Raw genomic sequence first — 22,884 nt, 5'->3', positions numbered from 1 at the left:
GCCGCGGCCCGGTGTCGGCCGATCGGGCGGGCTTCCTGCTCCGTACGGCTCCGCCGCGGCATGCTCCGGGCGCCGCTCAGCCCTTCTCGTCCCGGCCGGCTCCCCGGCGGCGGGCCCCGGGCGTTTCGCGGGCGATGACCAGGCGGTCGTCGGCGCGGACGGCTCCGACGCGGGGGTCGCTGTAGCGCAGGGGCTCGCCGTCGCGGACCACGGCCAGCACGGGCTCGGAGACCTGCCGGGGGTCGCGGCCGACCTCCGCCGGGTCCGGAGAGCGTTCCGCGACCTCCAGCCCGAGTCCGGCGGAGAGCAGCTCCTCCAGCACGGTGCCGACCGAAGGGCTCAGCGACGCGACGCCGAGCAGGTGTCCGGCCGTCTCGGAGGAGGTGATGACGTTGTCCGCGCCGCCTTCGCGCAGCAGCGCGACGTTCTCGGCGCGGGCCACGGAGGCGGTGATGACGGCGGTGGCGTTCATCCGGCGGGCGGTCAGGGCCGCGAGGACGGCGGTTTCGTCGCTCGCGGTGGCGATCAGCACGTGCCCCGCCTTGCCGAGTTCCGCCCGGGCCAGCACCTCGGAGCGGGTGCCGTCCCCGACGATGCCGACGATGCCGTGGCGGTTCGCCTCTCCGACGGCGCCCGCGCCGACGTCGACCACGACGATCTCCCCCGGCCGCGTGCCCCGCTCCCGCAGCGTGGCCACCGCCGCCCGGCCCTTGGTGCCGTAGCCGACCACCACGGTGTGCTGTCGCACCTTGCTCCTCCAGCTCTGCTCGCGCCACTCGGCCCGGGTCCGCTCCGTCAGGGCGCTGATCGTGGTGCCGACCAGGACCAGCAGGAAGCCGAGGCGCAGGGGTGTGATCACCAAGGTGTTCACGACGCGCGCCGAGTCGCTGGCCGGGACGACGTCCCCGTACCCGATGGTGGTCAGGGTGACGGCCGAGTAGTAGAAGCTCGTCAGCAGACCGAGGGGGTGCCCGGTGGAGTCCCGGTAGCCGCTGCGGCCGAGGAAGACCACCACCGTGCCGAGGACGATGAACCCGAAGGCGATCGCGAGCCGCGACACGATGATCGAGAACGGTCCGCGTACCCGGCGGGGGAACCCGAACCGGGGCTGCCGATCGGCCTGGTCCTCGCCCTGAACGTCCACAGGGCCGAGTCTCCGGCACGACCGGAGCGGCGACCACCGGAGGATGCGGGCCCGGGGGGGGCGGACCGGACCGGGCAGGTCGTACGCGCGTGGCCGCCCCCGCCGGGGGCCCGGCGGGGCGGCCGTGCCGGGAGGGCGCCGGTCAGCCGTCGCGGCTGCCCGGGTCCGGCGGGAGGTCCGCTTCCTCGCGGTCCTCCGCCAGGCGCTCCTCCAGCTTCCTCTCGTCGGGGCGGCGGGGCATCCCGCCTCCGTGACCGGTGTCGGGATCGCCCTCGACCTCTTCGTTCGGCTTGTGGTGGTGGGCCATCAGTCGCTCCTTGTCCTCGGAGGCGGCGGACCGGACGCATCGAGCGTCGCACGAGCGCCCGCGCCGCACGACCGGGGGAGCCCTCCCGGCCGGTGCGGTCAGCCGATGCCGAGGGAGGCCAGCACGCGCCGCCGGGACGGCGAGACGTCCGTGGGCCAGTAGAGGTAGCAGACCCCGCCCGTGCCGCTTCTGACGTTGCCGTTGGCGTCGTAGCGCTTCGTCCGCAGCCAGATGTTCTCCCACTCGCGCCGTCGGTAGACCCGGCGGACCGCCTCGTTGTCGGGTGAGGCGGGGTCGTTGGCGATGACGTCGCCCTCAGGGGTGAACCCGACGACCGTCATCAGGTGGCCGGCCGTTCCGTATCCGGCGCCGGTCAGCTCCTCCTTCAGGAAGGACTGGGAGGTGATGACGGGGATGCCGACGCGGACCAGCCGTTCCACGTCGGTCAGCGAGCCGAGCCGGGTGACGACGGCGTTCAGGTCGCGGTACGTCGCGGCGTACGCGGCGTTGAACGGCCAGTTCCCGCAGCCCTCGTACTGGTAGTCGTAGGTGTGCCGGGCGGCGTGGCAGACCTGGGGGTCGGGCAGACCGGGCTTGACCCAGGCGAGGTCCCGGGCGGTGGGGCGGCGGCCCCAGTACTCGATGATCATCTGCGAGGAGGTGGGGCTGCACCAGGCCTCGCCGCCGTTGTCGTACTCGGGGTACTGCCCGATGTGGACGTTCTGCGAGTAGCGGGGCACGGGCAGTTCACGGGCGAGTGCCGGGGTGCTGGCGGGCACGGTGAAGCGGTCCGGTACGTCGGAGGCCATCGCGCCGACCCGCCACACGGTCGGGGTGAGGCGGCTGCCCGGGGCGCGGTACAGCGTGAGCCGCAGCCGGTAGGAGACCAGCCGCACCCCGCTCGCCGGGTCGTCCACCGAGAAGGTGTCCGTCCACACGGAGCTGTGCGGGTCGCCCTGGCCGTCCACGGAGGTCCGGCGGACGTCTCCGTCGCCCGACGCCCAGCGGCCCATCACGAACCAGGGGGTCGCGGCGCCGTCCGCGTACCGGCCGCTCAGCTCGATCTGGATCCAGGTGCCGGCCGGGGTACGGGCGTTCCAGGAGGCGATCACCTCGGTGGCGGGGACGGCGGAGCGGTGCACGGGAGAGGTCCAGGTGGCGTACTCCCACGCGGTCGTCGTACCGGTGTGCGGATCGGTGTAGTCGGTGCGGCCCGCCGGGGCCGCGATCACCAGGCCGGGCCGGGGGCCGGGGAGCACCCGGGCTCCGTCGCCCTCGCCGCAGCGCCAGTCGGTGTACGTGTGCCAGAAGCGGTTGTCCACGGAGGTCTTCGGAGCGGCGGAGGGGACGTGGGGTGCGGAGGGGACGTGGGGCGCCGGTGGGGCGGCGGAGGCGAAGGCCCCGGACGCGGCGGAGGCCACCGTGCCGGCGCCGGTCGCGGCGGCGATCGCGGCGGTCAGAACGGTTCTGCGCGAAGTCGGACTGGTCATGGGCGTGACCCCCGGTCGGATGCGGAAGGTGGTCTGCGGGTGCCGTGCGAAGGGGTGCGGTGCAAGGCGGTGCGGTGCGGTGCGGTGCGGTGCGCCAACTATCCCGGGTGGCGGCCGGGTCGGGCCAGCGGTTCGGCGGGGGCCACCGGACCAATATGGGTCTGGACCACTGGCGGACCGGTCCCTCAAGCCCAGGGGGCGGCCTGCGCAGGCTCCCGGGAACCCGCGTGCCGGAACGTACCCTGGGGCCATGGACGACCTGGCCCGCCACGCCGATGACCTCGCTGCACTGCCCCCCTCCTGCGGGCCGGTCCGGCTGGTCGCAGTGGACGGCCACGCCGGGTCGGGCAAGAGCACCTTCGCCGCCCGCCTCGCCGCGGCGCTGGGCGGTGCGCCGGTCCTCCATCTGGACGATCTCGCCACGCACGAGGAGCTGTTCGGCTGGACGGGACGGCTGCGGGACCAGGTGCTCCTGCCGCTCTCGCGCGGCGAGTGCGCGCGCTACGCCCCCTACGACTGGACGGAGCGCCGCTTCGGACCGGCGCGGACCCTGGGGCCGGCCCCCGTCGTGCTGGTGGAGGGGGTCGGCGCGGGGCGCCGGGAGGTGCGGCCGTGGCTGGCGGCGCTGTGCTGGATGGAGTGGGGGCGCGAGGCGTCCTGGGAGCGGGGACGGCGGCGGGACGGCGCCGCGCTCACCCGGTTCTGGGACGGGTGGACGCGTGCCGAGGACCGGCATTTCGCCGAAGACCCCTCACGTCCCCATGCCGACGTACTGGTACGCCAGTTGCCGGAGGGATACGCGTGGCTGCCGGGGCCGGGCGCGACAGCGGGAGCGAACCGCTCCATCACGGACGGTAGCCGGGGCGGACCGCCCCGATGAGCCGTCGGATTTCGGCTCCGAAGGCCCCAACTCTGCTTGACCGAGGGCCCTTACTGGTCTTACGTTCTCATTGTGCGGCTTTTCGGAGCCCCCGCAGACGCGAAGCCCCCGGTTGTTCCCCCGTGATCGGGGGCTTCGCCCTGCGCTCCCCGCACCGTTCCGGCGACCACGCAGAGCGACTCACTCACTCACGGTCACCGACCCGGCGCTCGATCATCGGGCGGACGCTCCCCCCTGCGCGGGTACGATGCACCTCGGTGTGGTCAATTCCCTTCCCCCGCGCCGTGATTCAGCACGCTCCGGTGGGCATGCTGTGCGGGCGGGACATCCTGGGGGCACGGTTTGTGGGGGACCTGATGAACATCGGCACACAGGGCGCCGGCGCCCCTGCCGACCTCGCCTGGCTGCGTGGCATGGACGCCTACACGATGGGCGCCTACCCGCAGGCCGAGGAGGAGTTCCGAGCCGCGGTGCGCATCGATCCGGGCATGGCGGACGGCTGGCTCGGCCTCCACGCGCTGCGCGTCGACACCACCACGGCCCTGCTGCGCATGTACCAGCACCGCGACCGCTTCGGCGAGCAGCGCGCACGCCACCGCCGTACGCTCAACTCCTGGTACTGGCTGGGATGGTGGGTGCAGCCGGTGCTGGAGAGCGGCCGGGACCTGCTGCTGGCGCACGCCTCGCACTGGCTGGACGGCCGCCATGTACCCGAGCTGGACCGGGCGTTGGCCGGGCTGCCGCCGGTGGACGCGGACCCGCAGGTACGGTTCCTGCACGCCTGCCGCTCCTACCTGGTCAAGGACTGGGAGCAGTTGGTGCGGTGCACCGAGCAGCTGGTCGACGACCCCGTGCTGGGCATCGAGGCGGGCCTGTTCGGCGGAATGGCCCGGGTGCGGCTGGAGATGTTCGGGCAGGCGGAACCGCTGCTGTCGGCCGCGCTGATGCGGTGCCGCAGCGAGCAGCCGCAGCGCAAGGAGTTGCGCTACTGGCTGGCACGGGCCCATGAGGGCACCGGGCGCAGCGCGGCCGCGCTGCCGCTGTACCGGGCGGTGCACCGGGTCGATCCGGCCTTCATGGACACCTCCGCCCGGCTCGCGGCGCTCGTGGAGGGCGACGGCTTCGACGAGTCGGTGGATCTGGCCCCGGTGTCCCTGTCGGGTTTCGGAGCGGGGGCCCCGGGCGGGGAGGCGCTGCCGGAGGGGGACGCGCTGCTCGGGGCCGATCCGGGGGACGGGCGCGAGCCCTGGCCGCTGGTCGACGCGGGGCTGCTCGGGGACGAGCCCGTGCCGGGCCCGTCCGTCCCCGTCGAGGGCGCCCGCCGCACCAGGACCCGCAGGCCACCGTCCTTCCCGGCCGGGCCCAGCGATCCCGCCCTGCTGGCCGAGGCGCTGGCGCAGCTGGAGCGGATGGTCGGGCTGGAGCCGGTGAAACGGCAGGTCAAGGCAGTCTCGGCCCAGTTGAACATGGCCCGGCTGCGGGCCGAGCAAGGGCTCCCCGTGCAGCCGCCGAAGCGCCACTTCGTCTTCTCCGGCCCCTCGGGCACCGGCAAGACCACGGTGGCGCGCATCCTGGGCCGGGTCTTCTACGCCCTCGGACTGCTCGGCGGCGATCACCTGGTCGAGGCGCAACGGTCCGATCTGGTCGGGGAGTTCCTCGGCCAGACGGCGGTGAAGGCCAATGAGCTGATCGACTCGGCGCTGGGCGGGGTGCTCTTCGTCGACGAGGCGTACAGCCTGGCCAACTCCGGTTACAGCAAGGGCGACGCGTACGGCGACGAGGCGCTGCAGGTGCTCCTCAAGCGGGCCGAGGACAACCGGGACCACCTCGTCGTCATCCTCGCGGGGTACCCGGAGGGCATGGACCGGCTGCTCGCCACCAACCCGGGCCTCTCCTCCCGGTTCACCACCCGGGTCGACTTCCCCAGCTACCGGCCGCTCGAACTCACCGCGATCGGCGGCGTCCTGGCCGCCGAGAACGACGACGTGTGGGACGAGGAGGCGGCCGAGGAGCTGCGGTCCATCAGCGGTCACGTGGTGGACCAGGGGTGGATCGACGAGCTGGGCAACGGCCGCTTCCTGCGGACGCTGTACGAGAAGAGCTGCGCCTACCGCGATCTGCGGCTCTCCGGCTACCCGGGCGCGCCGACCCGGGAGGACCTGTCGACGCTGCGGCTCCCGGACCTGATGCAGGCGTACGGCGAGGTGCTGTCGGGGCGCGGCCCGGCGGGCCGGGGCAAACAGGAGCCGGGCGCGGTGTGAGGCCGCGCCGGGGGCGGACCCCCGGCGCGGCCCCGGCGCCGGTGCGCGAGAAGCGTCCGTGCACGGGCGGCGCCCGTGCTCAGGAGACCCCCGCCGCTCAGGAGACCCCCGCCGGGCGTCCGTGCACGAGGGGCCCGGGCCCCGGCAGCACCGTCCCCTTCGGCACGTCCACCGTGCGGCGGGGCACCGAGACCGCCCGGTGGGAGGGGTCGCGCACCTCCCCCACCAGCGTCTCCAGGACGTCCTCCATGGCGACCAGGCCGAGGACCCGGCCCGAGGCGTCGGCCACCTGCGCCAGGTGCGTCGCGGCGCGGCGCATCACGGTCAGGGCGTCGTCCAGCGGGAGCTCGGCCCGTACGGTCGTCATCGGACGCCAGGTCTGCTGCGGGACCGCGCGGTCGGCGTCCTCCAGCTCCAGGACGTCCTTGACGTGCAGGTAGCCCATGAAGGGGCCGCCGCCCTCCGCGCAGACCGGGAAGCGGGAGAACCCGGTGCGTACCGTCAGCTCCTCGATCCCGCGCGGGGTCACCGACGGGTCGACGGTGACCAGGGACGCCCGCTCCAGCAGGACGTCGAGGACGGGTCTGCTGCCGAGTTCGAGGGCGTCCTCCAGCCGTTCGGCCGCGGCCGGGGCGAGGAGGCCGGCCTGGCCGGAGTCCTCCACGAGCCGGTTGAGCTGCTCGCTGGTGAAGACGGCCTCCACCTCGTCCTTCGGCTCCACGCCGAACAGCCTCAGCACCAGGTCGGCGCAGGCGCCGAGGGCACGGGTGACCGGGCGGCAGAGCCGGGCGAAGGCGACCAGACCGGGGCTGAGCCACAGGGCGGTCCGCTCGGGCGCCGCCATCGCGAGGTTCTTGGGGACCATCTCGCCGATGACCAGGTGCAGCACCACCACGGACAGCAGGGCGAGGGCGAAGCCGAGGGGGTGGACGAGCCCCTCGGGGAGGTGCGCCGCGTGGAAGACCGGCTCCAGGAGACGGGCGACGGTCGGCTCCGCGACGGCTCCGAGGGTGAGGGAGCAGACGGTGATGCCGAACTGGGCGGCGGCCATCATCTGCGGCAGGTTCTCCAGGCCGTGCAGGACCGTGCGGGCCCGGCCGGAGCCCTGGGCGGCCAGCGGTTCGATCTGGCTGCGGCGGACCGAGACGAGGGCGAACTCGGCGCCGACGAAGAAGCCGTTGGCCACCACCAGGAGTACGGCGAGCAGGAGGTGGAGCATGCTCATCGCGCGGCCTCCAGCAGGGTCCGGGCGGCCGGGTCCGGTCGCGGGCCGGGCGTCCGGGTGAACCGGACCCGTTCGGCGCGGTTGCGGCCGACCCGGCGGACGGAGATCCGCCAGCCGGGGAGTTCGGCCACGTCGCCGGGGGCGGGGATGCGGCCCAGCAGCCCGGCGACGAGCCCGGCGACGGTCTCGTAGGGCCCCTCGGGGACGTCCAGCCCGCCGCGGCGCAGGGTGTGCACCCGGCAGCTGCCCTCGGCGTCCCAGGCCGGGCGCCCGTCCTCGGCGGTGGTGGCGGTCAGCTCGGGGCTGCCCGCGCCCTCGGCGTCGTGCTCGTCGCGGACCTCGCCGACGAGCTCCTCGATGATGTCCTCCAGGGTGACGACGCCGGCGGTGCCGCCGTACTCGTCGACGACCACGGCTATCGGCTGCTCGCGGCGCAGCCGCCGCAGCAGGTGCTCCACCGGGAGCGTCCCGGGCACCATGAGCGGGGCGACGGCGATCAGCCCCGCCGGGGTGCGCAGGCGTTCGGCGGCGGGGACGGCGAGGGCGTCCTTGAGATGGACCATGCCGACGACCTCGTCGATGCGGTCCCGGTAGACCGGGAAGCGGGAGAGGCCGGTGGCACGGGTGAGGTTGAGGACGTCCTCGGCGGTGGCGGAGGAGTGCAGGGCGCTGACCCTCACCCGGGGGGTCATGACGTGCTGGGCGGTGAGACCGGCCAGCGAGAGCGACCGGACGAAGAGGTCGGCGGTGTCCTGTTCCAGGGCTCCGGCGCGGGCGGAGTGCCGGGCCAGGGAGACCAGCTCGCCCGGGGTACGGGCGGAGGCCAGCTCATCGGTGGGCTCGACGCCCAGGAGCCGCACCAGCCGGTTGGCCAACGTGTTGAGCAGGGTGATCACCGGGCGCAGGAGGGCCGCGAACCGGGCTTGCGGTCCGGCGACGAAGCGGGCCACCTGGAGCGGCCGGGAGACCGCCCAGTTCTTGGGCACGAGTTCACCGACGACCATCTGGACCGCCGAGGCGAGCAGCATGCCGATGACGACGCCGACGCCGGGGACGGCCCCTTCGGGCAGTCCGGCGGCGGTGAGGGGTCCGGCGAGCAGCCGGGCGAGGGCCGGCTCGGCGAGCATGCCCACCACCAGGGAGGTGAGGGTGATGCCGAGCTGGGTGCCGGAGAGCTGGAAGGAGAGTTCGCGCAGGGCGCGGACGACGGCACGGGCCCGTCGGTCGCCCTCGGCGGCGGCGCGCTCCGCGTCGGGCCTGTCCACGGTGACGAGCCCGAATTCGGCCGCCACGAAGAATCCGTTGGCGAGGATGAGGAGGAAGGCGGCCGCGAGGAGCAGCAGAGGGGTGGTCATGAGGCCGCCGCCTCCGGGGAAGGGGCGGCGCAGGTACTACCGGACGATCCGTCCATTGCTGGAAGGAGTCACTCCTTGGGTCGCAGGGGGAACCCCGCGGGCCCCGGTCGGGGCCGTGGTACGGGCGGGGCGGGGCGCACGGGGCGCCGCCGCCCACCAGAGTAGACAACAGGGCCCCGTGGCGGGCGGGGGATCAGCCCGCGGCGGGGGTGTCGTCGCTTCCGGCGCCGCGCGTCTCGGCCAGGGCGCGCAGGGCGCGGGCGTCGCGGATGGCCTGCTGCTTGGCGAGGCCGGGCTGGATGCCGAGGGCGGGCAGGCTGGTGCCGTCGCTGAGGTCGAGGAAGACCCAGGGGTCGCCGGAGCGCAGGTTGACGCGGAGGATCTCCTGCCACGCCAGCCTGCGGGTCCGGGTGAGGTTGACGACGGTGACCCCGGCCTCGTCGGCGGAGACCCGGGGCCTGCTGAGCAGGGCCAGGACGCCGAAGAAGAGCGCCGCGACGAAGATGAAGCTGGCCCGCTCCCCCGGGTTGAGCCGTTCCAGCATCAGGGCGACGACCGTGATGACGAGGAACATCGCCAGGCCCACGCTCAGCAGGACCACCCGGGTGAGGGTGGGCCGGAAGGTGACCGGCAGGGTGGGGAGTTCGGGCCTGGGCGCGGACATCGGATCTTCTCTCGGGGGGGTGCGGGCGGCCGGGGCCGTCAGAGGCGGCAGGCGTGGATGGCCGTGGTGAGGATGGCGCGGGCGCCGAGCTCGTACAGGTCGTCCATGATCCGCTGCGCCTCCTTGGCGGCGACCATGGAGCGGACGGCGACCCAGCCCTCGTGGTGCAGCGGGGAGATGGTCGGGGACTCCAGGCCGGGGGTGAGGGCGACGGCGCGCTCCAGGTGCTCGACGCGGCAGTCGTAGTCCATCATCACGTAGGACCGGGCGACCAGGACGCCCTGGAGGCGGCGGAGGAACTGCTGCACCTTGGGGTCGTCGGCGGGGGCGCCGTGGCGGCGGATGACGACGGCCTCGGAGGTCATGATCGGCTCGCCGATCACCTCCAGACCGGCGTTGCGCAGGCTGGTGCCGGTCTCGACCACATCGGCGATGATCTGGGCGACGCCCAGCTCGATGGCGGTCTCGACCGCCCCGTCGAGATGGACGACGGACGCCTTCACCCCGGCCTCGGCGAGGTGGGCGGCGACGATGCCCTCGTAGGAGGTGGCGATCGTCATGCCGTCGAAGTCCTGCGGGCCGGCCGCGGTGCCGGGCTTGGTGGCGTAGCGGAAGGTGGAGCGGGCGAAGCCGAGCTGGAGGATCTCCTCGGAGTCGGCCCCGGAGTCCAGCAGCAGGTCGCGGCCGGTGATGCCGATGTCGAGCTTGCCGGAGCTGACGTAGATCGCGATGTCGCGGGGGCGGAGGTAGAAGAACTCGACCTCGTTCCCGGGGTCGACCAGGACCAGCTCTTTCGACTCCTTGCGCTGCTGGTAGCCGGCCTCATGGAGCATCGCCATCGCAGGCCCGGAGAGTGAACCCTTGTTGGGAACGGCGATGCGCAGCATGAGGTCGGCTTCCTTCGTGCGGAGGGAGGGTGCGGGTGGTGTCGCGCTGGTGTCGCCCGGGCCGGGCGGGGCCGGCGGGGAGGCCGGCTCAGAGATGGGCGTAGACGTCGTCGAGCGAGATCCCGCGGGCGACCATCATCACCTGGACGTGGTACAGCAGCTGGGAGATCTCCTCGGCGGCGGCCTCCTTGCCCTCGTACTCGGCGGCCATCCAGACCTCGGCGGCCTCCTCGACGACCTTCTTGCCGATGGCGTGCACGCCCTTGCCCACCAGTTCGGCAGTGCGGGAGGTGGCGGGGTCGCCCTCGGCGGCCTTGAGCTGGAGCTCGGTGAAGAGCTCTTCGAAGGTTTTCTGTCCCATGATGGTCCTCAGAATACGGGGTCGTACGGGGGCACTCAGCGCCAGGGTTCGCTGACGGTGCGCAAGGTGGCCGCGGTGGCGACGGCGGCGGTGACCGCTTCGTGCCCCTTGTCCTCGTTGGACCCTTCGAGTCCGGCCCGGTCGAGCGCCTGCTCCTCGGTGTCGCAGGTCAGTACGCCGAAGCCGACGGGAACACCGGTGTCGACGGTGACCTGGGTGAGGCCGAGGGTGACGCCCTGGGAGACGTACTCGAAATGGGGGGTGCCGCCCCGGATGACCACGCCGAGGGCGACGATCGCGTCGTAGCCGCGTCCGGCGAGCACCTTGGCGACGACGGGCAGCTCGAAGGAGCCGGGGACGCGCAGGAGGGTCGGCTCGTCGATGCCCAGCTCGTGCAGGGCGCGCAGGGCGCCGTCGACGAGTCCGTCCATGACCTTCTCGTGCCACTGGGCCGCGATCACGGCCACGCGGAGGTCGCCGCAGTTGCGTACGGACAGTTCGGGTGCGCCCTTGCCGCTCATGTCTCTCCTGATGGTGATGGGGTGGTGGTGGTGGTGGTCACTGGTCGGCGCAGGTCGACGGCGGGACGCCGTCGAGCCAGGGCAGATCGTGGCCCATGCGGTCGCGCTTGGTGCGCAGGTAGCTCAGGTTGTGCTCGCCGGCCTGGACGGGCATGGGCTCGCGGCCGGTGACGGCGAGGCCGTGGCGGACGAGGGCCTCGGTCTTCTCGGGGTTGTTGGTCATCAGCCGCAGACCGGTGACGCCGAGGTCCTTCAGGATCTGCGCGCCGGCCGCGTAGTCGCGGGCGTCGGCGGGCAGGCCCAGCTCCAGGTTGGCGTCGAGGGTGTCCACGCCGCGCTCCTGGAGTTCGTACGCGCGCAGCTTGGAGAGCAGGCCGATGCCGCGTCCCTCGTGGCCGCGCAGGTAGACGACGATGCCCCGGCCGGCTTCCGTGATGCGCCGCATGGAGGCGTGCAGCTGGGGGCCGCAGTCGCAGCGCTGGGACTGGAAGACGTCGCCGGTCAGGCACTCGGAGTGGAGGCGGACGAGGACGTCCTCGCCGTCGCCGATCTCGCCGTGGACCAGGGCGACGTGCTCGACGCCGTCGACGATGGAACGGTAGCCGTACGCGGTGAAGTCGCCGAACGCGGTGGGCAGCCGGGTCGCGGCCTCGCGGCGGACGACCGGCTCGTTGCTGCGGCGGTAGGCGATCAGCTCCTCGATGGAGATGATCGTCAGGCCGTGCTTGCGGGCGAACGGGATCAGCTCGGGCAGCCGCAGCATGACGCCGTCCTCGCCGGCGATCTCGACGATGGCCCCGGCGGGGCGCAGCCCGGCGAGCCGGGCGAGGTCGACGGCCGCCTCGGTGTGACCGTTGCGGACGAGGACGCCGCCGGGGCGGGCGCGCAGCGGGAAGACGTGGCCGGGGCGGACGAAGTCGCCGGGGCCCGCGGTGCCGCCGGCGAGCATGCGCAGGGTGGTGGCGCGGTCGGCGGCGGAGATGCCGGTGGTGACGCCGTGGGCGGCGGAGGCGTCGACGGAGACCGTGAACGCGGTCTGCATCGACTCGGTGTTCTCCGCGACCATCTGCGGGAGTTCGAGCCGTTCCAGCTCGTCGCCCTCCAGGGGGGCGCAGATCAGCCCGCGGCACTCGCTCATCATGAAGGCGACGATCTCCGGGGTGGCCTTCTCGGCGGCGATGACGAGGTCGCCCTCGTTCTCACGGTCCTCGTCGTCCACCACGACGACGGGCCGGCCGGCGGCGATGTCGCGGACGGCCTGCTCGACCGGGTCCAGGGAGAACGTCTCGGGCAGCGGGTCGTGGCCGGGGTGCGGCCAGAGGGGCCGGTCGGTCATGCCGTGGCTCCTTTCAGGGCGGGGGTCCGCGAACGCAGCCACCAGTCGCGCATCCCCCACAGGACGAGGGCGCCGTAGATGACGTAGACGAAACCGGAGAAGGCGAAACCGTTGGCGAAGTTCAGCGGGACGCCGACCAGGTCGACCAGCAGCCAGGCGAACCAGAACTCGACCATGCCGCGGGCCTGGGCGTACATCGCGACGACGGTGCCGACGAAGATGTACGCGTCCGGCCACGGATCCCAGGACAGCGACGGGAACGCGGTGAACAGGCCGCCCACGGCGAGGGTGCCCAGGGCGGCGGCGCCGATCAGCACGCCGCGCTCGCGCCAGGTGGCGAAGCGGACGGCGATGGAGCCGTCCTGGGCCTGCCGCCTGCCGCGGTTCCAGGACCACCACCCCCACAGGGCGACCACGATGACGACGAGCTGCTTGCCCGCGCTGCCGGAGAGGTGGGCGGAGGCGAAGGCGACGAGCAGGATCACGCCGGAGAGCAGCTGGGCGGGCCAGGTCCAGATGGAGCGCCGCCAGCCGAGGGCCAGGGCGATCAGTCCGACGAGGTTGCCGATCATGTCCGACCACTTGATGTGCTGGCCGAAGACGGTGAAGGCCTCGGAGTTGAGCCAGTTCGCGAGGTTCATCGCGGGTCCTGTCCGGTCCGGTCGCCGAGCATCCGCTCGACGTACTTGGCGATCACGTCGACTTCCAGGTTGACCGGGTCGCCGGGCTGTTTGCGGCCGAGCGTGGTCAGGGCGAGCGTGGTGGGGATGAGGCTGACGGTGAAGTGGCCGGCCGCCGCGTCGACGACGGTGAGGCTGACGCCGTCGACGGTGATGGAGCCCTTCTCCACGACGTACCGGGTCAGCTCGGGCGGCAGGGAGACCTTGACGATCTCCCAGTGCTCGGAGGGGGTGCGCTCCACGATGGCGCCGGTGCCGTCCACATGGCCCTGGACGAGGTGTCCGCCGAGCCGGCCGCCGAGCGCCATCGGCCGCTCCAGGTTGACGCGGGAGCCGGGGACGAGCGCTCCGAGGCTGGAGCGCTCCAGGGTCTCGGCCATCACGTCGGCGGTGAACTCGCCGTCCGCGGTCTCCACGACGGTGAGGCAGACGCCGTTGACCGCGATGGAGTCGCCGTGCTTCGCGCCCTCGGTGACGAGGGGGCCGCGCAGCCGGAAGCGGGAGGCGTCGGCCAGCGGCTCGACGGCGGTGACCTCACCGAGTTCTTCGATGATTCCGGTGAACACTCAGTTTCCCTTCCGAGCAGGGGCGGGGACGGCGGTGACGCGCAGATCGGGGCCGATCGCCGCGGTCTCCGTCACTTCGAGGCGCAACGCCTGGGAGATGGTGGTGATTCCGGCGTCGGCGAGGGCGGCGGGGCCCGCGCCGAGCAGGACCGGGGCGAGGTAGCCGACGACCTTGTCGACCTTCCCGGCGGCGACGAAGGCGCCCGCGAGGGTGGGGCCGCCTTCGAGGAGTACGGAGCGGACGCCGCGGACGTGCAGGGCGTCGAGGAGGGCGTCGAGGTCCAGTCCGGGGCCGGCGGCGGCGCGGGGCAGGCGCAGGACGGACGCGGCCGGAAGGTGGTCGGTCGGGGCGTCGTCGGCGACGGCGATCAGGGTGGGAGCGGCGCCGTCCAGGACCCGGGCGCCGGGTTTCACGGCGGTGGCGTCCGTGTCGAGGACGACCCGCAGCGGCTGGGTGGCGCCGTCGACGCCGCGTACGCCCAGCTGGGGGTCGTCGGTGCGGGCGGTGCCGGAGCCGACGAGTACGGCGTCGGCCTCGGCGCGCAGCCGGTGGACGTCGGCGCGCGCCTCGGGCGAGGTGATCCAGCGGCTGGTGGCGTCGGCGGCGGCGATCCGGCCGTCGAGGGTGGCGGCGTACTTCCACAGGACGTACGGGCGGCCGAGGCGCACCGAGGTCAGCCAGGCGGCGTTGACGGCCTCGGCCTCGTCGGCGAGGAGCCCCCGCTCGGTTCGGACCCCGGCCGCGCGCAGGGTGCCGCCCCCGCCGGTGGCCCGCGGGTCCGGGTCGCCGACCGCGTACACGACCCGGCTGACGCCGGCGGCCAGGAGGGCCTGGGAGCAGGGGCCGGTGCGGCCGGTGTGGTCGCAGGGTTCGAGGGTGACGTAGGCGGTGCCGCCGCGGGCCCGCCCGCCGGCCGCGCGCAGGGCGTGGACCTCGGCGTGCGGCCCTCCGGCGCGTTGGTGGAAGCCTTCGCCGACCACGGTCCCGGAGGCGTCGGTGATCACACAGCCGACGACCGGGTTGGGGCTGGTGGAGCCGAGACCGCGCGCGGCGAGCGTGACGGCTCGGCGCATGGCGGTGGTGTCGGCTGCGGTGTCCACCGGGTCCTCCTGCCTCTTCGGGCACGGACTCCGGGGCCTGTCGATGACGACAGAGAAAGCGGTCATCCGCGGAGACGCCGGACACCCCGCGAGCGGGGAACGCCGGGAACGCACGGGCCACGGGGGAACCCCGGCCACGCGTCCGCCGACGGCGGCGTACCGATGACAGACCGCCGCGCACTGCCTCCCATCCGGACTTTAACCGTCGGTCCAGGAATTTCACCTGGTCAACCGGCCGCTGGCTGCGGACGGGTCGCGGACTGTAACCGCCGGTTCGGAATTGCACCGACCCCGGAGTGCGCTGCTACTGGTACGCAACCAGTCTGCCACGGACGCCGCACGGCCATGCGGGTGACCGGTGTGGCCTGGGTCACAGGAAGGTCGGCGCGTTCCCTTCGGCGCGAATGCGACAACGTCGTCATGCGGAAAGTTGACCCTTAAAGGTCCAGACCTATTGACGCTCTGGTCTAGTCCTCTTAATCTCTGCGTCACCTCCGAGGTTCGGTCCCACGGTGCGCGCACACCGGGACCCCGCCAGACCCGCCCCCTCACCGCCCCTCGTGCCGTGCTCTGCCGACCTCCCCAGGAGGAACGACCCCATGCCGTCCCCCACCCGAGCGAGAGCCACGCTTCTCGCCGCCGGCGCCGCCGTCGCCGGACTGCTGCTGAGCTCTCTCGCCGCAGGCCCCTCGGCCGCCGCCGACCAGAACTCCTGTCGCCCCGACGGGCTTTACCAGACCCCCGGCGTCGCCGTCCCCTACTGCTCCGTCTACGACGCGGACGGACGCGAGAAGATGGGCGCCGACCACCAGCGGCGCGTCATCGGCTACTTCACCAACTGGCGCACCGGCAAGGACGGCAAGGACGCCTACCTCGTCCCCGACATCCCGTGGGACAAGGTCACGCACCTCAACTACGCCTTCGCGCACGTCGACGGCTCCAACAAGCTCTCGGTCGGCCCCGACAGCGCCGACAACGCCTCCACCGGCATGACCTGGCCCGGTGTCGCGGGCGCGGAGATGGACCCGGCGCTCCCCTACAAGGGGCACTTCAACCTGCTGACGAAGTACAAGAAGAAGTACCCGGACGTGAAGACCCTGGTCTCCGTGGGCGGCTGGGCCGAGACGGGCGGCTACTTCGGTCCCGACGGCAAGCGGGTGGACTCCGGCGGCTTCTACTCGATGGCCACCAACGCCGACGGCTCGGTCAACCAGGCCGGCATCGACACCTTCGCGGACTCCGCCGTCGACTTCATCAAGAAGTACGGCTTCAACGGCGTCGACATCGACTACGAGTACGCGACCACGATGAAGGACGCGGGCAACCCGCTGGACCACACGCTGTCCAACGGCCGCCGCGCGGGTCTGGTCAAGGGCTACGACGCCCTGATGAAGACGCTCCGCGAGAAGCTCGACCGCGCGGGCGCCGCCGACGGCAAGCACTACCTGCTGACGGTCGCCGCCCCCTCCTCCGGCTACCTGCTGCGGGGCATGGAGACGTACCAGATGCAGAAGTACCTGGACTACGTCAACATCATGTCCTACGACCTGCACGGCGCCTGGAACGAGTACGTCGGCCCGAACGCCTCCCTGTTCGACGACGGCAAGGACGCCGAACTGGCGCAGGCCGGCGTGTACTCCACCTCGCAGTACGGCGGCACCGGCTACCTCAACACCGACTGGGCCTACCACTACTTCCGCGGCTCGATGCCGGCCGGCCGGATCAACATCGGCCTGCCGTACTACACCCGCGGCTTCAAGAACGTGCAGGGCGGCACCGACGGACTGTGGGGCAAGGCGGCCACGACCGACTGCCCGGCGGGCGCGGGGCTGACCAAGTGCGGCGACGGCGCGGTCGGGATCGACAACCTCTGGCACGACAAGGACACGAACGGCAAGGAGTCGCCCGCCGGCTCCAACCCGATGTGGCACGCGAAGAACCTGGAGAAGGGCATCGTCGGCGACTACGTCACCGACTACGGCTTCCCGGCGACCACCCGGCTGACCGGCACGTACGCCCGCAAGTACGACTCCACGCTGGTCGCCCCGTGGCTGTGGAACGCCGAGAAGAAGGTGTTCCTCTCCACCGAGGACGAGCAGTCGGTGAAGGCCAAGGCCGACTACGTCGTGGACAAGGGCATCGGCGGCACGATGATCTGGGAGCTGGCGGGCGACTACCGGTGGAACGCGGCCAAGGGCCAGTACGAGACCGGCTCCACGCTGACGACCGCGATGTACGACGCGTTCAAGTCGGCCTCCCCGTACGGCGCGAAGCGCTCCACGATCGACCTGCCGGCCCAGGCCGTGAACATCGACGTCTCCTTCGGCCAGTTCCCGCTGGGCGACTCCAACTACCCGATCAGCCCCAAGCTGAAGATCACCAACCGGACCAAGGCCACCCTGCCCGGCGGTACGGAGTTCCAGTTCGACTACTCCACCTCCGCCCCGGCCAACGCCAAGGACCAGTCCGGCTTCGGCACGACGATCGTCCGCAGCGACCACAAGGCGGTCAACAACGTCGGCGGCCTCAAGGGCGACTACAACCGCGTCTCGCTGAAGCTCCCGGCCTGGCAGACGCTGGCCCCCGGCGCCTCGGTGGAGCTGGACTTCGTCTACTACCTGCCCACCTCCACGCCGTCGAACTGGACCGTGACCTTCGGCGGGAAGTCCTACTCCCTCGCCGGTGACCTGGCCCGCGGCACCACCGTGGTCGAGCCCGGTACCGGGACCGGCCCCACGCCGACGCCGGACCCGACCGGCCCGACCCCGAGCCCGTCCCCGACCCAGTCGGGCGGCAGCTGCACGGCCCCCGCCTGGAGCGCGGCCACCGAGTACACCGGCGGCGCCACCGTCAGCCACGGCGGCCACCAGTGGAAGGCGTCCTGGTGGACGAAGGGCGAGACGCCCGGATCGACCGGGCAGTGGGGCGTCTGGAAGGACCTCGGCGCCTGCTGACCCCCTTTCCGCCGCCGGGCTCCGGCCCACCCGGACGTCCGGCGGCCGGCGGTCCCGCCCCCGCCCACCGCCGGGCGTCCGGCCCGGTACGAAAGCTTCGGTCCGCGGCCACGCCCCGTACGAGCCCCGGGGCGTGGCCGCGGTTTGTACGGAAGGCCCCGGCGCATCGCCGCCGGGGCCTTTCCGCGTGCCCCCGCCGGGAGGCGGGCGCCCCACGGGGCGCTCTGCCGCTCAGCCCTCCGGGGCGAAGATCGCGTCCTGCGCGGCGTCCCGGGCGGTGATCAGCGCCCCCCGCAGCACGGCCCCGTCGCCCAGCGAACCGGCGCGGACCTCCGTGCGCAGGGGCGACATCGCGGCCAGCCGCTCCTCGACCCGGGCGGCGAGCGCGGCCCCGCCCGCGTGGCCGACGGCCCCCGCGAGCAGGACGCAGCCGGGATCCAGCACCGAGACGACGGCGGCGGCCCCGAGGGCAAGGCGGTCGGCCAGCTCCTTCAGGAAGGGCTCACCCGGCTCCCCCGCCTCCAGGGCGGCCCGCACCGCGTCCACGGCGGCCGCCTCCTCACCGCCCTCCGCCACCGCATCGGTCTCCAACAGTCCGTGGGTGGAAGCGAGTTCGCACAGAGCGACCGAGCCGGCCAGGGAGTGGAAGCCGCCCGCGCAGTCGGCCGCCGAGGGCAGCCCGCCCACCCCGGGGACGGGCAGGAAGCCGATCTCCCCCGCGCCGCCGGACGCCCCCTGGCGCAGTCGGCCGTCCAGCACCACGGCGGCCCCGACCCCCAGGCCGAGCCAGAACAGGACGAAGGTGTCCCGGCCCCGGGCCGCGCCTTCCCGGAGCTCGGCCACGGCCGCGAGGTTGGTCTCGTTCTCCACCAGGACGGTGGCGGGCAGCCGCCGCTGGAGCTCCCGGACCAGACCCCGGTGCCAGGCCGGCAGGCCGGTGCTGTCGCGCAGTTCACCGGTGGCGGGATCGATCAGCCCCGGCGCCCCGATCCCGACGCTGTGCAGGGGGACCGGCCCGGCGGCACGGGCGGCGCGCTCCAGCAGGGCGGCGGCCCGCTCGACGGCGGGCTCGGTGCCGGTGCCGCTGCCGATGGGCAGCGCGTCCTCGGCCAGGGTGGCCCCCAGCAGATCGGTGACGACCACGCTGACGCTGCCCAGCCGCACGTCGAGCGCCGCGAGATGGGCCCGGTCGGCGACGATCCCGTAGAGCTTGGCGTTGGGGCCCCGGCGGACGGCCCCGGACTCCCCCACGACCTCGATCAGCCCGGCGGCCCGGAGCCGTTCGACGAGGTCGGCGACGGTGGGCCGGGACAGGCCGGTCTCCGTCTTGAGCTGGGCGGCCGTCAGCGGACCGTCCCGCTGGAGCAACCGCAGGGCCAGCCGGTCGTTGATGGCCCGAGCCGTGCTCGGAGATGCGCGCATACCGGGAATCCTTCCAGATCGCCGACCGCCCTCTTCCGGTCCGCTCCCCCCGGCCGCGGCGGAGCGACTATTTATCAGGCAGGCTTCCTGATAGTTTACGCCACGCATCGTCGGGCGGAAGCGCCCGGGCCGCCGGGACCGCCGGCGTCAGAGGATTCCCAGGGGAGGGGCACGACGGCATGACGAACGACTCGACCGTCACGGACTACAGCGCACAGCAGGTGAGGCGGGCCCGCTACGCCGTCGCCGCGGTCTTCACCGTGCACGGCGCGGTGACCGGCAGCTTCGCGACGCGGGTGCCGTGGATCCAGGACCACGCCGGGGTGAGCGCGGGGCAGCTCGGGCTGGCGCTGGCCTTCCCGGCGATCGGCGCCTCGATCGCGATGCCGCTCGCCGGGAGGATCAGCCACCGGTTCGGCGCGCGGAACGCCCTGCGCGGGCTGCTGGCGCTCTGGACGCTGGCGCTGGTCCTGCCCGCGCTCGCACCGAGCCTGGTCGCCCTGTGCGCGGCGCTGTTCGTCTACGGGGCGACGGCGGGGATGTCCGACGTGGCGATGAACGCCCTGGGCATCGAGGTGGAGAACCGCCTCGACCGGTCGATCATGTCGGGCCTGCACGGCATGTGGAGCGTGGGCGCGCTGATCGGTTCGGCGGCGGGCACCGTCGCCGCCCACACCGCGACCGACGCCCGGCTGCACCACGCCGTCGCCGCCGTGGCGCTCACGGTGCTGGGGCTCATCGCCTGCCGGAACGTCCTCGACCTCCAGAGCGGCCCGGACGAGGAGCCGCCGCCGCGCTTCACGCTGCCGCCCAGGTCGGCCCTGATCATCGGGGCGATCGGGTTCTGCGCGGTGTTCGCGGAGGGTGCCAGCCTGGACTGGTCGGCGGTCTACCTGCGGGACGTCCTGGACAGCTCGGACGGTCTCGCCGCCGCGTCCACCACGGCGTTCACCCTGACGATGGCGCTGGCCCGGATCGCCGGGGACCGGATCGTGGACCGGTTCGGCGCGGTGCGCACGGTACGGACCGGCGGGCTGCTGGCCACCGCGGGCGGGCTGCTGGTCGTCCTCTCGCCCTCCCCCGCGGCCGCGATGGGCGGCTTCGCGCTGCTCGGCCTCGGCGTGGCGGTCGTGGTCCCGCTGGCCTTCGCCGCCGCGGGACGCAGTGGGCCGAACCCGAGCCAGGCCATCGCGGGCGTCGCCACCATCACGTACACCTCCAGCCTCATCGCCCCGTCCGCGATCGGCTCGCTGGCCGAGGCGACCTCGCTGATGGTCTCGTTCGGCGTGGTGACGGCGCTCTCCTTCGGCCTGGTGCTGGGCGCCGGGGTGCTGCGGTCGGCCGACCGCAAGGTGGCCGGCTCGGCGGTCGGCGACGGTACGCCGGCCAAGAGCGGCGCCGGCGGCTGAGGGGCCCGCGGCATCCGGCGGCGGGCAGGGCGGTGCGGGCGTGCGAGAGCGTGGCGGCGCGCGGGGCGGCCCACCTCCCCGCGACCTCCGCGCGCCGCACCACTACCATGGCGCTGATCTTTTCCGCAGGTGAACACCGAACGTCGGGTCGCGCAGCGTCGCAGACCGGCCGGCACACCGAGCAGACCTTCAGGGAGCAACCATGAGCCTCGGCGTGCGCTGGACCTTGCACGGCGACGGGAAGACCCCCGCGCCCGGGGCGGTGGTCCGCCCCGAGGAACGGCTCTCCTGGCCCCGTACGTTCGGACTCGGCGCCCAGCACGTGGTCGCGATGTTCGGGGCGTCGTTCGTCGCCCCGGTCCTGATGGGCCTGGACCCGAACCTCGCGATCATGATGTCGGGCGTCGCGACCGCGATCTTCCTGCTGGCGACCAAGGGCCGGGTGCCCAGCTACCTGGGCTGCTCGCTCTCCTTCGTCGGCGTCGCGGCCACGATCCGGGCGGGCGGCGGCGACGTCGCCACCATCACGGGCGCGGTGTTCGCGGTCGCGGTGGCCCTCTTCCTGGTGGGTCTCGCCGTGCAGCGGTTCGGCGCGCGGATCATCCACGCGGCGATGCCGCCGGTGGTGACGGGCGCGGTCGTGATGCTGATCGGCTTCAACCTGGCGCCGGTGACCGCCTCCACGTACTGGCCGCAGGACCAGTGGACGGCGCTCGCGGTGATGCTGTTCACCGGGCTCGCGGTGGTGTGCCTGCGCGGCTTCCTCTCCCGTATCGCGATCTTCCTGGGGCTGGTCTTCGGATACGTGCTGTCCTGGGTCCTGGACCTGGTGTTCGGGAAGATCCACTCCCCTGCGGGCGGCGCGGAGGCCGTGGACCACTGGCGTCTGGACCTCTCCGCCGTCGGGCAGGCCGACTGGATCGGACTGCCGACCTTCCACGCCCCGAGCTTCGAGTGGTCCGCGATCCTGGTGGCGCTGCCCGTGGTGATCGCGCTGGTCGCGGAGAACGCCGGGCACGTGAAGGCCGTGGGCGAGATGACGGGCGACCCGCTGGACGACAAGCTCGGCACCGCCATCGCGGCGGACGGCGCGGCGTCGATGCTCTCCACCGCGGTGGGCGGACCGCCCAACACCACGTACTCCGAGAACATCGGCGTGATGGCCGCGACCCGGGTCTACTCCACCGCCGCGTACTGGGCGGCGGCCTGCTTCGCCCTGCTCTTCGGCCTGTGCCCCAAGTTCGGCGCGGTCGTCGCCGCGATCCCGGGCGGGGTGCTGGGCGGGATCACCGTGATCCTGTACGGGATGATCGGCCTGCTCGGCGCGCAGATCTGGCTCAACGGCCGGGTGGACCTGCGCAATCCGCTCAACCTCGTCCCGGCCGCCGCGGGCATCATCATCGGCGTCGGCGGGGTCAGCCTGAAGATCACCGACAACTTCGAACTGGGCGGCATCGCGCTCGGCACCCTCGTCGTGATCACCGGCTACCACGTGCTGCGCGCCTTCGCCCCGGCCCACCTCAAGACCCAGGAACCCCTGCTGGACTCCGGCACTTCGACCTACGACGCAGGCACGGACGCCGACCGGAGCACGGACGCCGACCGGGGCACGGGCGACCGGAGCACCGGCGGCGGCCACGGCACGGAGCCCGGGAAGTCCTGACCCCGGCCCGGTGGAGCGGGCCCGCACCCGCACGCCCGTGCGGGGCCCCGAGGAGCGGCGCGGCGTTTGATCCCCCGCGGTCCGAGGTACGCGCCCCTCACACCACCGAGGAGGACCCATGGGTTTCGCCGCACTCCAGCTCACCGCCATCGACTGCCCGCAGCCGCTGCGGCTCGCCGAGTTCTACGCCGCCGTGCTCGGCGGCCGCATCGAGGGCGGCGAGGACGACGACTGGGTGAACCTGCGCCTGGACGACGGTCAGCGGCTCGCATTCCAGCGGGCCGAGGACCTCACTCCCCCGGAGTGGCCGCGCGCCGACCGCAACTCCCAGCAGCTCCACCTGGACCTCACCGTCACCGACATGGAGGCCGCCCACGCCAGGGTGCTGGAGCTGGGCGCGCGCGAACTGGACGTGGACGAGGAGGCCCACGCGGGCTTCCGCGCCTACGCCGACCCCGCGGGCCACCCGTTCTGCCTCTGCCGGGCCTGACCGGCCGGGTGACGGCCCGGCTCCACGGCACCCGGCCGGGGGAGGCGGGATCGGCGACGGTTCGGCGGGGGGGGGCGGGGGGGCGGCGCCCCCCGCCCCCCCCCCCCCCCCCCCCCCCCCGCCCCCCCCCCCCCCCCCCCCCCAGGGGTTGTGGGCTAGACCAAAAAG

Annotated in this window: 20 protein-coding genes and 1 riboswitch; of the genes, 6 read left to right on the top strand and 14 right to left on the bottom strand. The window is 73.3% G+C overall.

Translation table 11 applies throughout. The features are described from left to right. Positions 1 to 76: 76 nt before the first annotated feature. From ACH4K1_RS15290 to ACH4K1_RS15280, 3 genes are all read right to left on the bottom strand, one after another. Positions 77 to 1,144 carry a potassium channel family protein gene (locus ACH4K1_RS15290; RefSeq protein WP_398089688.1) on the bottom strand — a complete coding sequence of 356 codons (1,068 nt, stop codon included), beginning with the start codon at positions 1,142 to 1,144 and terminating at the stop codon, positions 77 to 79. A 142-nt stretch (positions 1,145 to 1,286) separates the two neighbouring features. Next, complete coding sequence (locus tag ACH4K1_RS15285; protein ID WP_398089686.1) at positions 1,287 to 1,451, bottom strand: hypothetical protein; 165 nt, start codon at positions 1,449 to 1,451, stop codon at positions 1,287 to 1,289. A 98-nt stretch (positions 1,452 to 1,549) separates the two neighbouring features. Next, positions 1,550 to 2,941: a peptidase C39 family protein gene (locus tag ACH4K1_RS15280; protein WP_398089684.1), complete on the bottom strand. Its 1,392-nt coding sequence runs from the start codon at positions 2,939 to 2,941 to the stop codon at positions 1,550 to 1,552. Positions 2,942 to 3,191: 250 nt separating this feature from the next. On the opposite strand from ACH4K1_RS15280, the gene ACH4K1_RS15275 reads away from it, so the two are divergent. After that, positions 3,192 to 3,821, top strand: coding sequence for a uridine kinase (locus tag ACH4K1_RS15275; protein WP_398089682.1), 630 nt, complete (start codon positions 3,192 to 3,194; stop codon positions 3,819 to 3,821). Between the two features lie 356 nt (positions 3,822 to 4,177). Next, the gene (locus ACH4K1_RS15270) at positions 4,178 to 6,082 is read left to right on the top strand and encodes an AAA family ATPase (protein WP_398089680.1); all 1,905 of its coding nucleotides are present in this window, start codon (positions 4,178 to 4,180) and stop codon (positions 6,080 to 6,082) included. A gap of 97 nt (positions 6,083 to 6,179) precedes the next feature. Here the strand turns inward: ACH4K1_RS15270 and ACH4K1_RS15265 are convergent, their stop codons facing one another. The 10 genes from ACH4K1_RS15265 to ribD form a co-directional block, all read right to left on the bottom strand. After that, positions 6,180 to 7,307, bottom strand: coding sequence for a hemolysin family protein (locus ACH4K1_RS15265; RefSeq protein WP_398089678.1), 1,128 nt, complete (start codon positions 7,305 to 7,307; stop codon positions 6,180 to 6,182). Then, entirely contained in the window at positions 7,304 to 8,662 is a 1,359-nt protein-coding gene (locus ACH4K1_RS15260; protein WP_398089676.1) for a hemolysin family protein, read from the bottom strand. The genes ACH4K1_RS15265 and ACH4K1_RS15260 overlap by 4 nt, the downstream gene beginning before the upstream one ends. A gap of 193 nt (positions 8,663 to 8,855) precedes the next feature. Next, positions 8,856 to 9,326, bottom strand: coding sequence for a PH domain-containing protein (locus ACH4K1_RS15255; RefSeq protein WP_398089674.1), 471 nt, complete (start codon positions 9,324 to 9,326; stop codon positions 8,856 to 8,858). Between the two features lie 38 nt (positions 9,327 to 9,364). Then, positions 9,365 to 10,213, bottom strand: a complete 849-nt coding sequence (hisG, locus tag ACH4K1_RS15250) for an ATP phosphoribosyltransferase (protein WP_398089672.1) — start codon at positions 10,211 to 10,213, stop codon at positions 9,365 to 9,367. Positions 10,214 to 10,301: 88 nt separating this feature from the next. Next, complete coding sequence (locus ACH4K1_RS15245) at positions 10,302 to 10,574, bottom strand: phosphoribosyl-ATP diphosphatase (RefSeq protein WP_073769929.1); 273 nt, start codon at positions 10,572 to 10,574, stop codon at positions 10,302 to 10,304. 35 nt (positions 10,575 to 10,609) lie between these two features. Beyond that, complete coding sequence (gene ribH / locus ACH4K1_RS15240; RefSeq protein WP_003970409.1) at positions 10,610 to 11,095, bottom strand: 6,7-dimethyl-8-ribityllumazine synthase; 486 nt, start codon at positions 11,093 to 11,095, stop codon at positions 10,610 to 10,612. 37 nt (positions 11,096 to 11,132) lie between these two features. Beyond that, positions 11,133 to 12,431 (bottom strand): bifunctional 3,4-dihydroxy-2-butanone-4-phosphate synthase/GTP cyclohydrolase II, encoded by a 1,299-nt coding sequence (locus ACH4K1_RS15235; protein ID WP_398089669.1) that lies wholly within the window; start codon positions 12,429 to 12,431, stop codon positions 11,133 to 11,135. Then, positions 12,428 to 13,072, bottom strand: a complete 645-nt coding sequence (locus tag ACH4K1_RS15230; RefSeq protein WP_228995142.1) for a nicotinamide mononucleotide transporter family protein — start codon at positions 13,070 to 13,072, stop codon at positions 12,428 to 12,430. Before ACH4K1_RS15230 ends, ACH4K1_RS15235 begins: the two co-directional genes overlap by 4 nt. Beyond that, positions 13,069 to 13,677 (bottom strand): riboflavin synthase, encoded by a 609-nt coding sequence (locus tag ACH4K1_RS15225; protein ID WP_398089667.1) that lies wholly within the window; start codon positions 13,675 to 13,677, stop codon positions 13,069 to 13,071. Before ACH4K1_RS15225 ends, ACH4K1_RS15230 begins: the two co-directional genes overlap by 4 nt. After that, on the bottom strand, positions 13,678 to 14,778 hold the full coding sequence (ribD, locus tag ACH4K1_RS15220; RefSeq protein WP_398089665.1) for a bifunctional diaminohydroxyphosphoribosylaminopyrimidine deaminase/5-amino-6-(5-phosphoribosylamino)uracil reductase RibD: 1,101 nt from the start codon (positions 14,776 to 14,778) through the stop codon (positions 13,678 to 13,680). A 173-nt stretch (positions 14,779 to 14,951) separates the two neighbouring features. Next, positions 14,952 to 15,082: riboswitch (FMN riboswitch) on the bottom strand. 295 nt (positions 15,083 to 15,377) lie between these two features. Between ribD and ACH4K1_RS15215 the strand changes: the two genes are divergently transcribed. Further along, positions 15,378 to 17,732 (top strand): chitinase C-terminal domain-containing protein, encoded by a 2,355-nt coding sequence (locus tag ACH4K1_RS15215; RefSeq protein WP_398089664.1) that lies wholly within the window; start codon positions 15,378 to 15,380, stop codon positions 17,730 to 17,732. 231 nt (positions 17,733 to 17,963) lie between these two features. On the opposite strand, the gene ACH4K1_RS15210 is transcribed toward ACH4K1_RS15215, so the two are convergent. Beyond that, positions 17,964 to 19,154, bottom strand: a complete 1,191-nt coding sequence (locus ACH4K1_RS15210) for an ROK family protein (RefSeq protein ID WP_398089662.1) — start codon at positions 19,152 to 19,154, stop codon at positions 17,964 to 17,966. A 179-nt stretch (positions 19,155 to 19,333) separates the two neighbouring features. Between ACH4K1_RS15210 and ACH4K1_RS15205 the strand changes: the two genes are divergently transcribed. The 3 genes from ACH4K1_RS15205 to ACH4K1_RS15195 all read left to right on the top strand — a co-directional run bounded on the left by ACH4K1_RS15205 (position 19,334) and on the right by ACH4K1_RS15195 (position 22,716). Then, the gene (locus ACH4K1_RS15205) at positions 19,334 to 20,563 is read left to right on the top strand and encodes an MFS transporter (RefSeq protein WP_398089661.1); all 1,230 of its coding nucleotides are present in this window, start codon (positions 19,334 to 19,336) and stop codon (positions 20,561 to 20,563) included. A 202-nt stretch (positions 20,564 to 20,765) separates the two neighbouring features. Then, positions 20,766 to 22,226 carry a uracil-xanthine permease family protein gene (locus ACH4K1_RS15200; protein ID WP_398089659.1) on the top strand — a complete coding sequence of 487 codons (1,461 nt, stop codon included), beginning with the start codon at positions 20,766 to 20,768 and terminating at the stop codon, positions 22,224 to 22,226. Between the two features lie 118 nt (positions 22,227 to 22,344). Then, positions 22,345 to 22,716 (top strand): VOC family protein, encoded by a 372-nt coding sequence (locus tag ACH4K1_RS15195; RefSeq protein ID WP_398089657.1) that lies wholly within the window; start codon positions 22,345 to 22,347, stop codon positions 22,714 to 22,716. Positions 22,717 to 22,884 lie beyond the last annotated feature (168 nt).

Origin of the sequence: Streptomyces sp. NPDC017448 (assembly GCF_044330565.1) — a bacterium.
Classification (GTDB): Bacteria; Actinomycetota; Actinomycetes; order Streptomycetales; family Streptomycetaceae; genus Streptomyces.
Note: the sequence above shows the minus strand (reverse complement) of the source record. Positions and strands in the feature narration are given on the sequence as shown.

What these genes read in the sequence shown, in the direction of transcription:
- ACH4K1_RS15285 (WP_398089686.1), bottom strand. Translation starts at nt 1,451, where the DNA reads ATGGCCCACCACCACAAGCCGAACGAAGAGGTCGAGGGCGATCCCGAC.
- ACH4K1_RS15195 (WP_398089657.1), top strand. Translation starts at nt 22,345, where the DNA reads ATGGGTTTCGCCGCACTCCAGCTCACCGCCATCGACTGCCCGCAGCCG.
- hisG (WP_398089672.1), bottom strand. Translation starts at nt 10,213, where the DNA reads ATGCTGCGCATCGCCGTTCCCAACAAGGGTTCACTCTCCGGGCCTGCG.
- ACH4K1_RS15215 (WP_398089664.1), top strand. Translation starts at nt 15,378, where the DNA reads ATGCCGTCCCCCACCCGAGCGAGAGCCACGCTTCTCGCCGCCGGCGCC.
- ribH (WP_003970409.1), bottom strand. Translation starts at nt 11,095, where the DNA reads ATGAGCGGCAAGGGCGCACCCGAACTGTCCGTACGCAACTGCGGCGAC.
- ACH4K1_RS15265 (WP_398089678.1), bottom strand. Translation starts at nt 7,307, where the DNA reads ATGAGCATGCTCCACCTCCTGCTCGCCGTACTCCTGGTGGTGGCCAAC.
- ACH4K1_RS15255 (WP_398089674.1), bottom strand. Translation starts at nt 9,326, where the DNA reads ATGTCCGCGCCCAGGCCCGAACTCCCCACCCTGCCGGTCACCTTCCGG.
- ACH4K1_RS15260 (WP_398089676.1), bottom strand. Translation starts at nt 8,662, where the DNA reads ATGACCACCCCTCTGCTGCTCCTCGCGGCCGCCTTCCTCCTCATCCTC.
- ACH4K1_RS15205 (WP_398089661.1), top strand. Translation starts at nt 19,334, where the DNA reads ATGACGAACGACTCGACCGTCACGGACTACAGCGCACAGCAGGTGAGG.
- ACH4K1_RS15275 (WP_398089682.1), top strand. Translation starts at nt 3,192, where the DNA reads ATGGACGACCTGGCCCGCCACGCCGATGACCTCGCTGCACTGCCCCCC.
- ACH4K1_RS15235 (WP_398089669.1), bottom strand. Translation starts at nt 12,431, where the DNA reads ATGACCGACCGGCCCCTCTGGCCGCACCCCGGCCACGACCCGCTGCCC.
- ACH4K1_RS15280 (WP_398089684.1), bottom strand. Translation starts at nt 2,941, where the DNA reads ATGACCAGTCCGACTTCGCGCAGAACCGTTCTGACCGCCGCGATCGCC.
- ACH4K1_RS15245 (WP_073769929.1), bottom strand. Translation starts at nt 10,574, where the DNA reads ATGGGACAGAAAACCTTCGAAGAGCTCTTCACCGAGCTCCAGCTCAAG.
- ACH4K1_RS15230 (WP_228995142.1), bottom strand. Translation starts at nt 13,072, where the DNA reads ATGAACCTCGCGAACTGGCTCAACTCCGAGGCCTTCACCGTCTTCGGC.
- ACH4K1_RS15270 (WP_398089680.1), top strand. Translation starts at nt 4,178, where the DNA reads ATGAACATCGGCACACAGGGCGCCGGCGCCCCTGCCGACCTCGCCTGG.
- ACH4K1_RS15200 (WP_398089659.1), top strand. Translation starts at nt 20,766, where the DNA reads ATGAGCCTCGGCGTGCGCTGGACCTTGCACGGCGACGGGAAGACCCCC.
- ACH4K1_RS15210 (WP_398089662.1), bottom strand. Translation starts at nt 19,154, where the DNA reads ATGCGCGCATCTCCGAGCACGGCTCGGGCCATCAACGACCGGCTGGCC.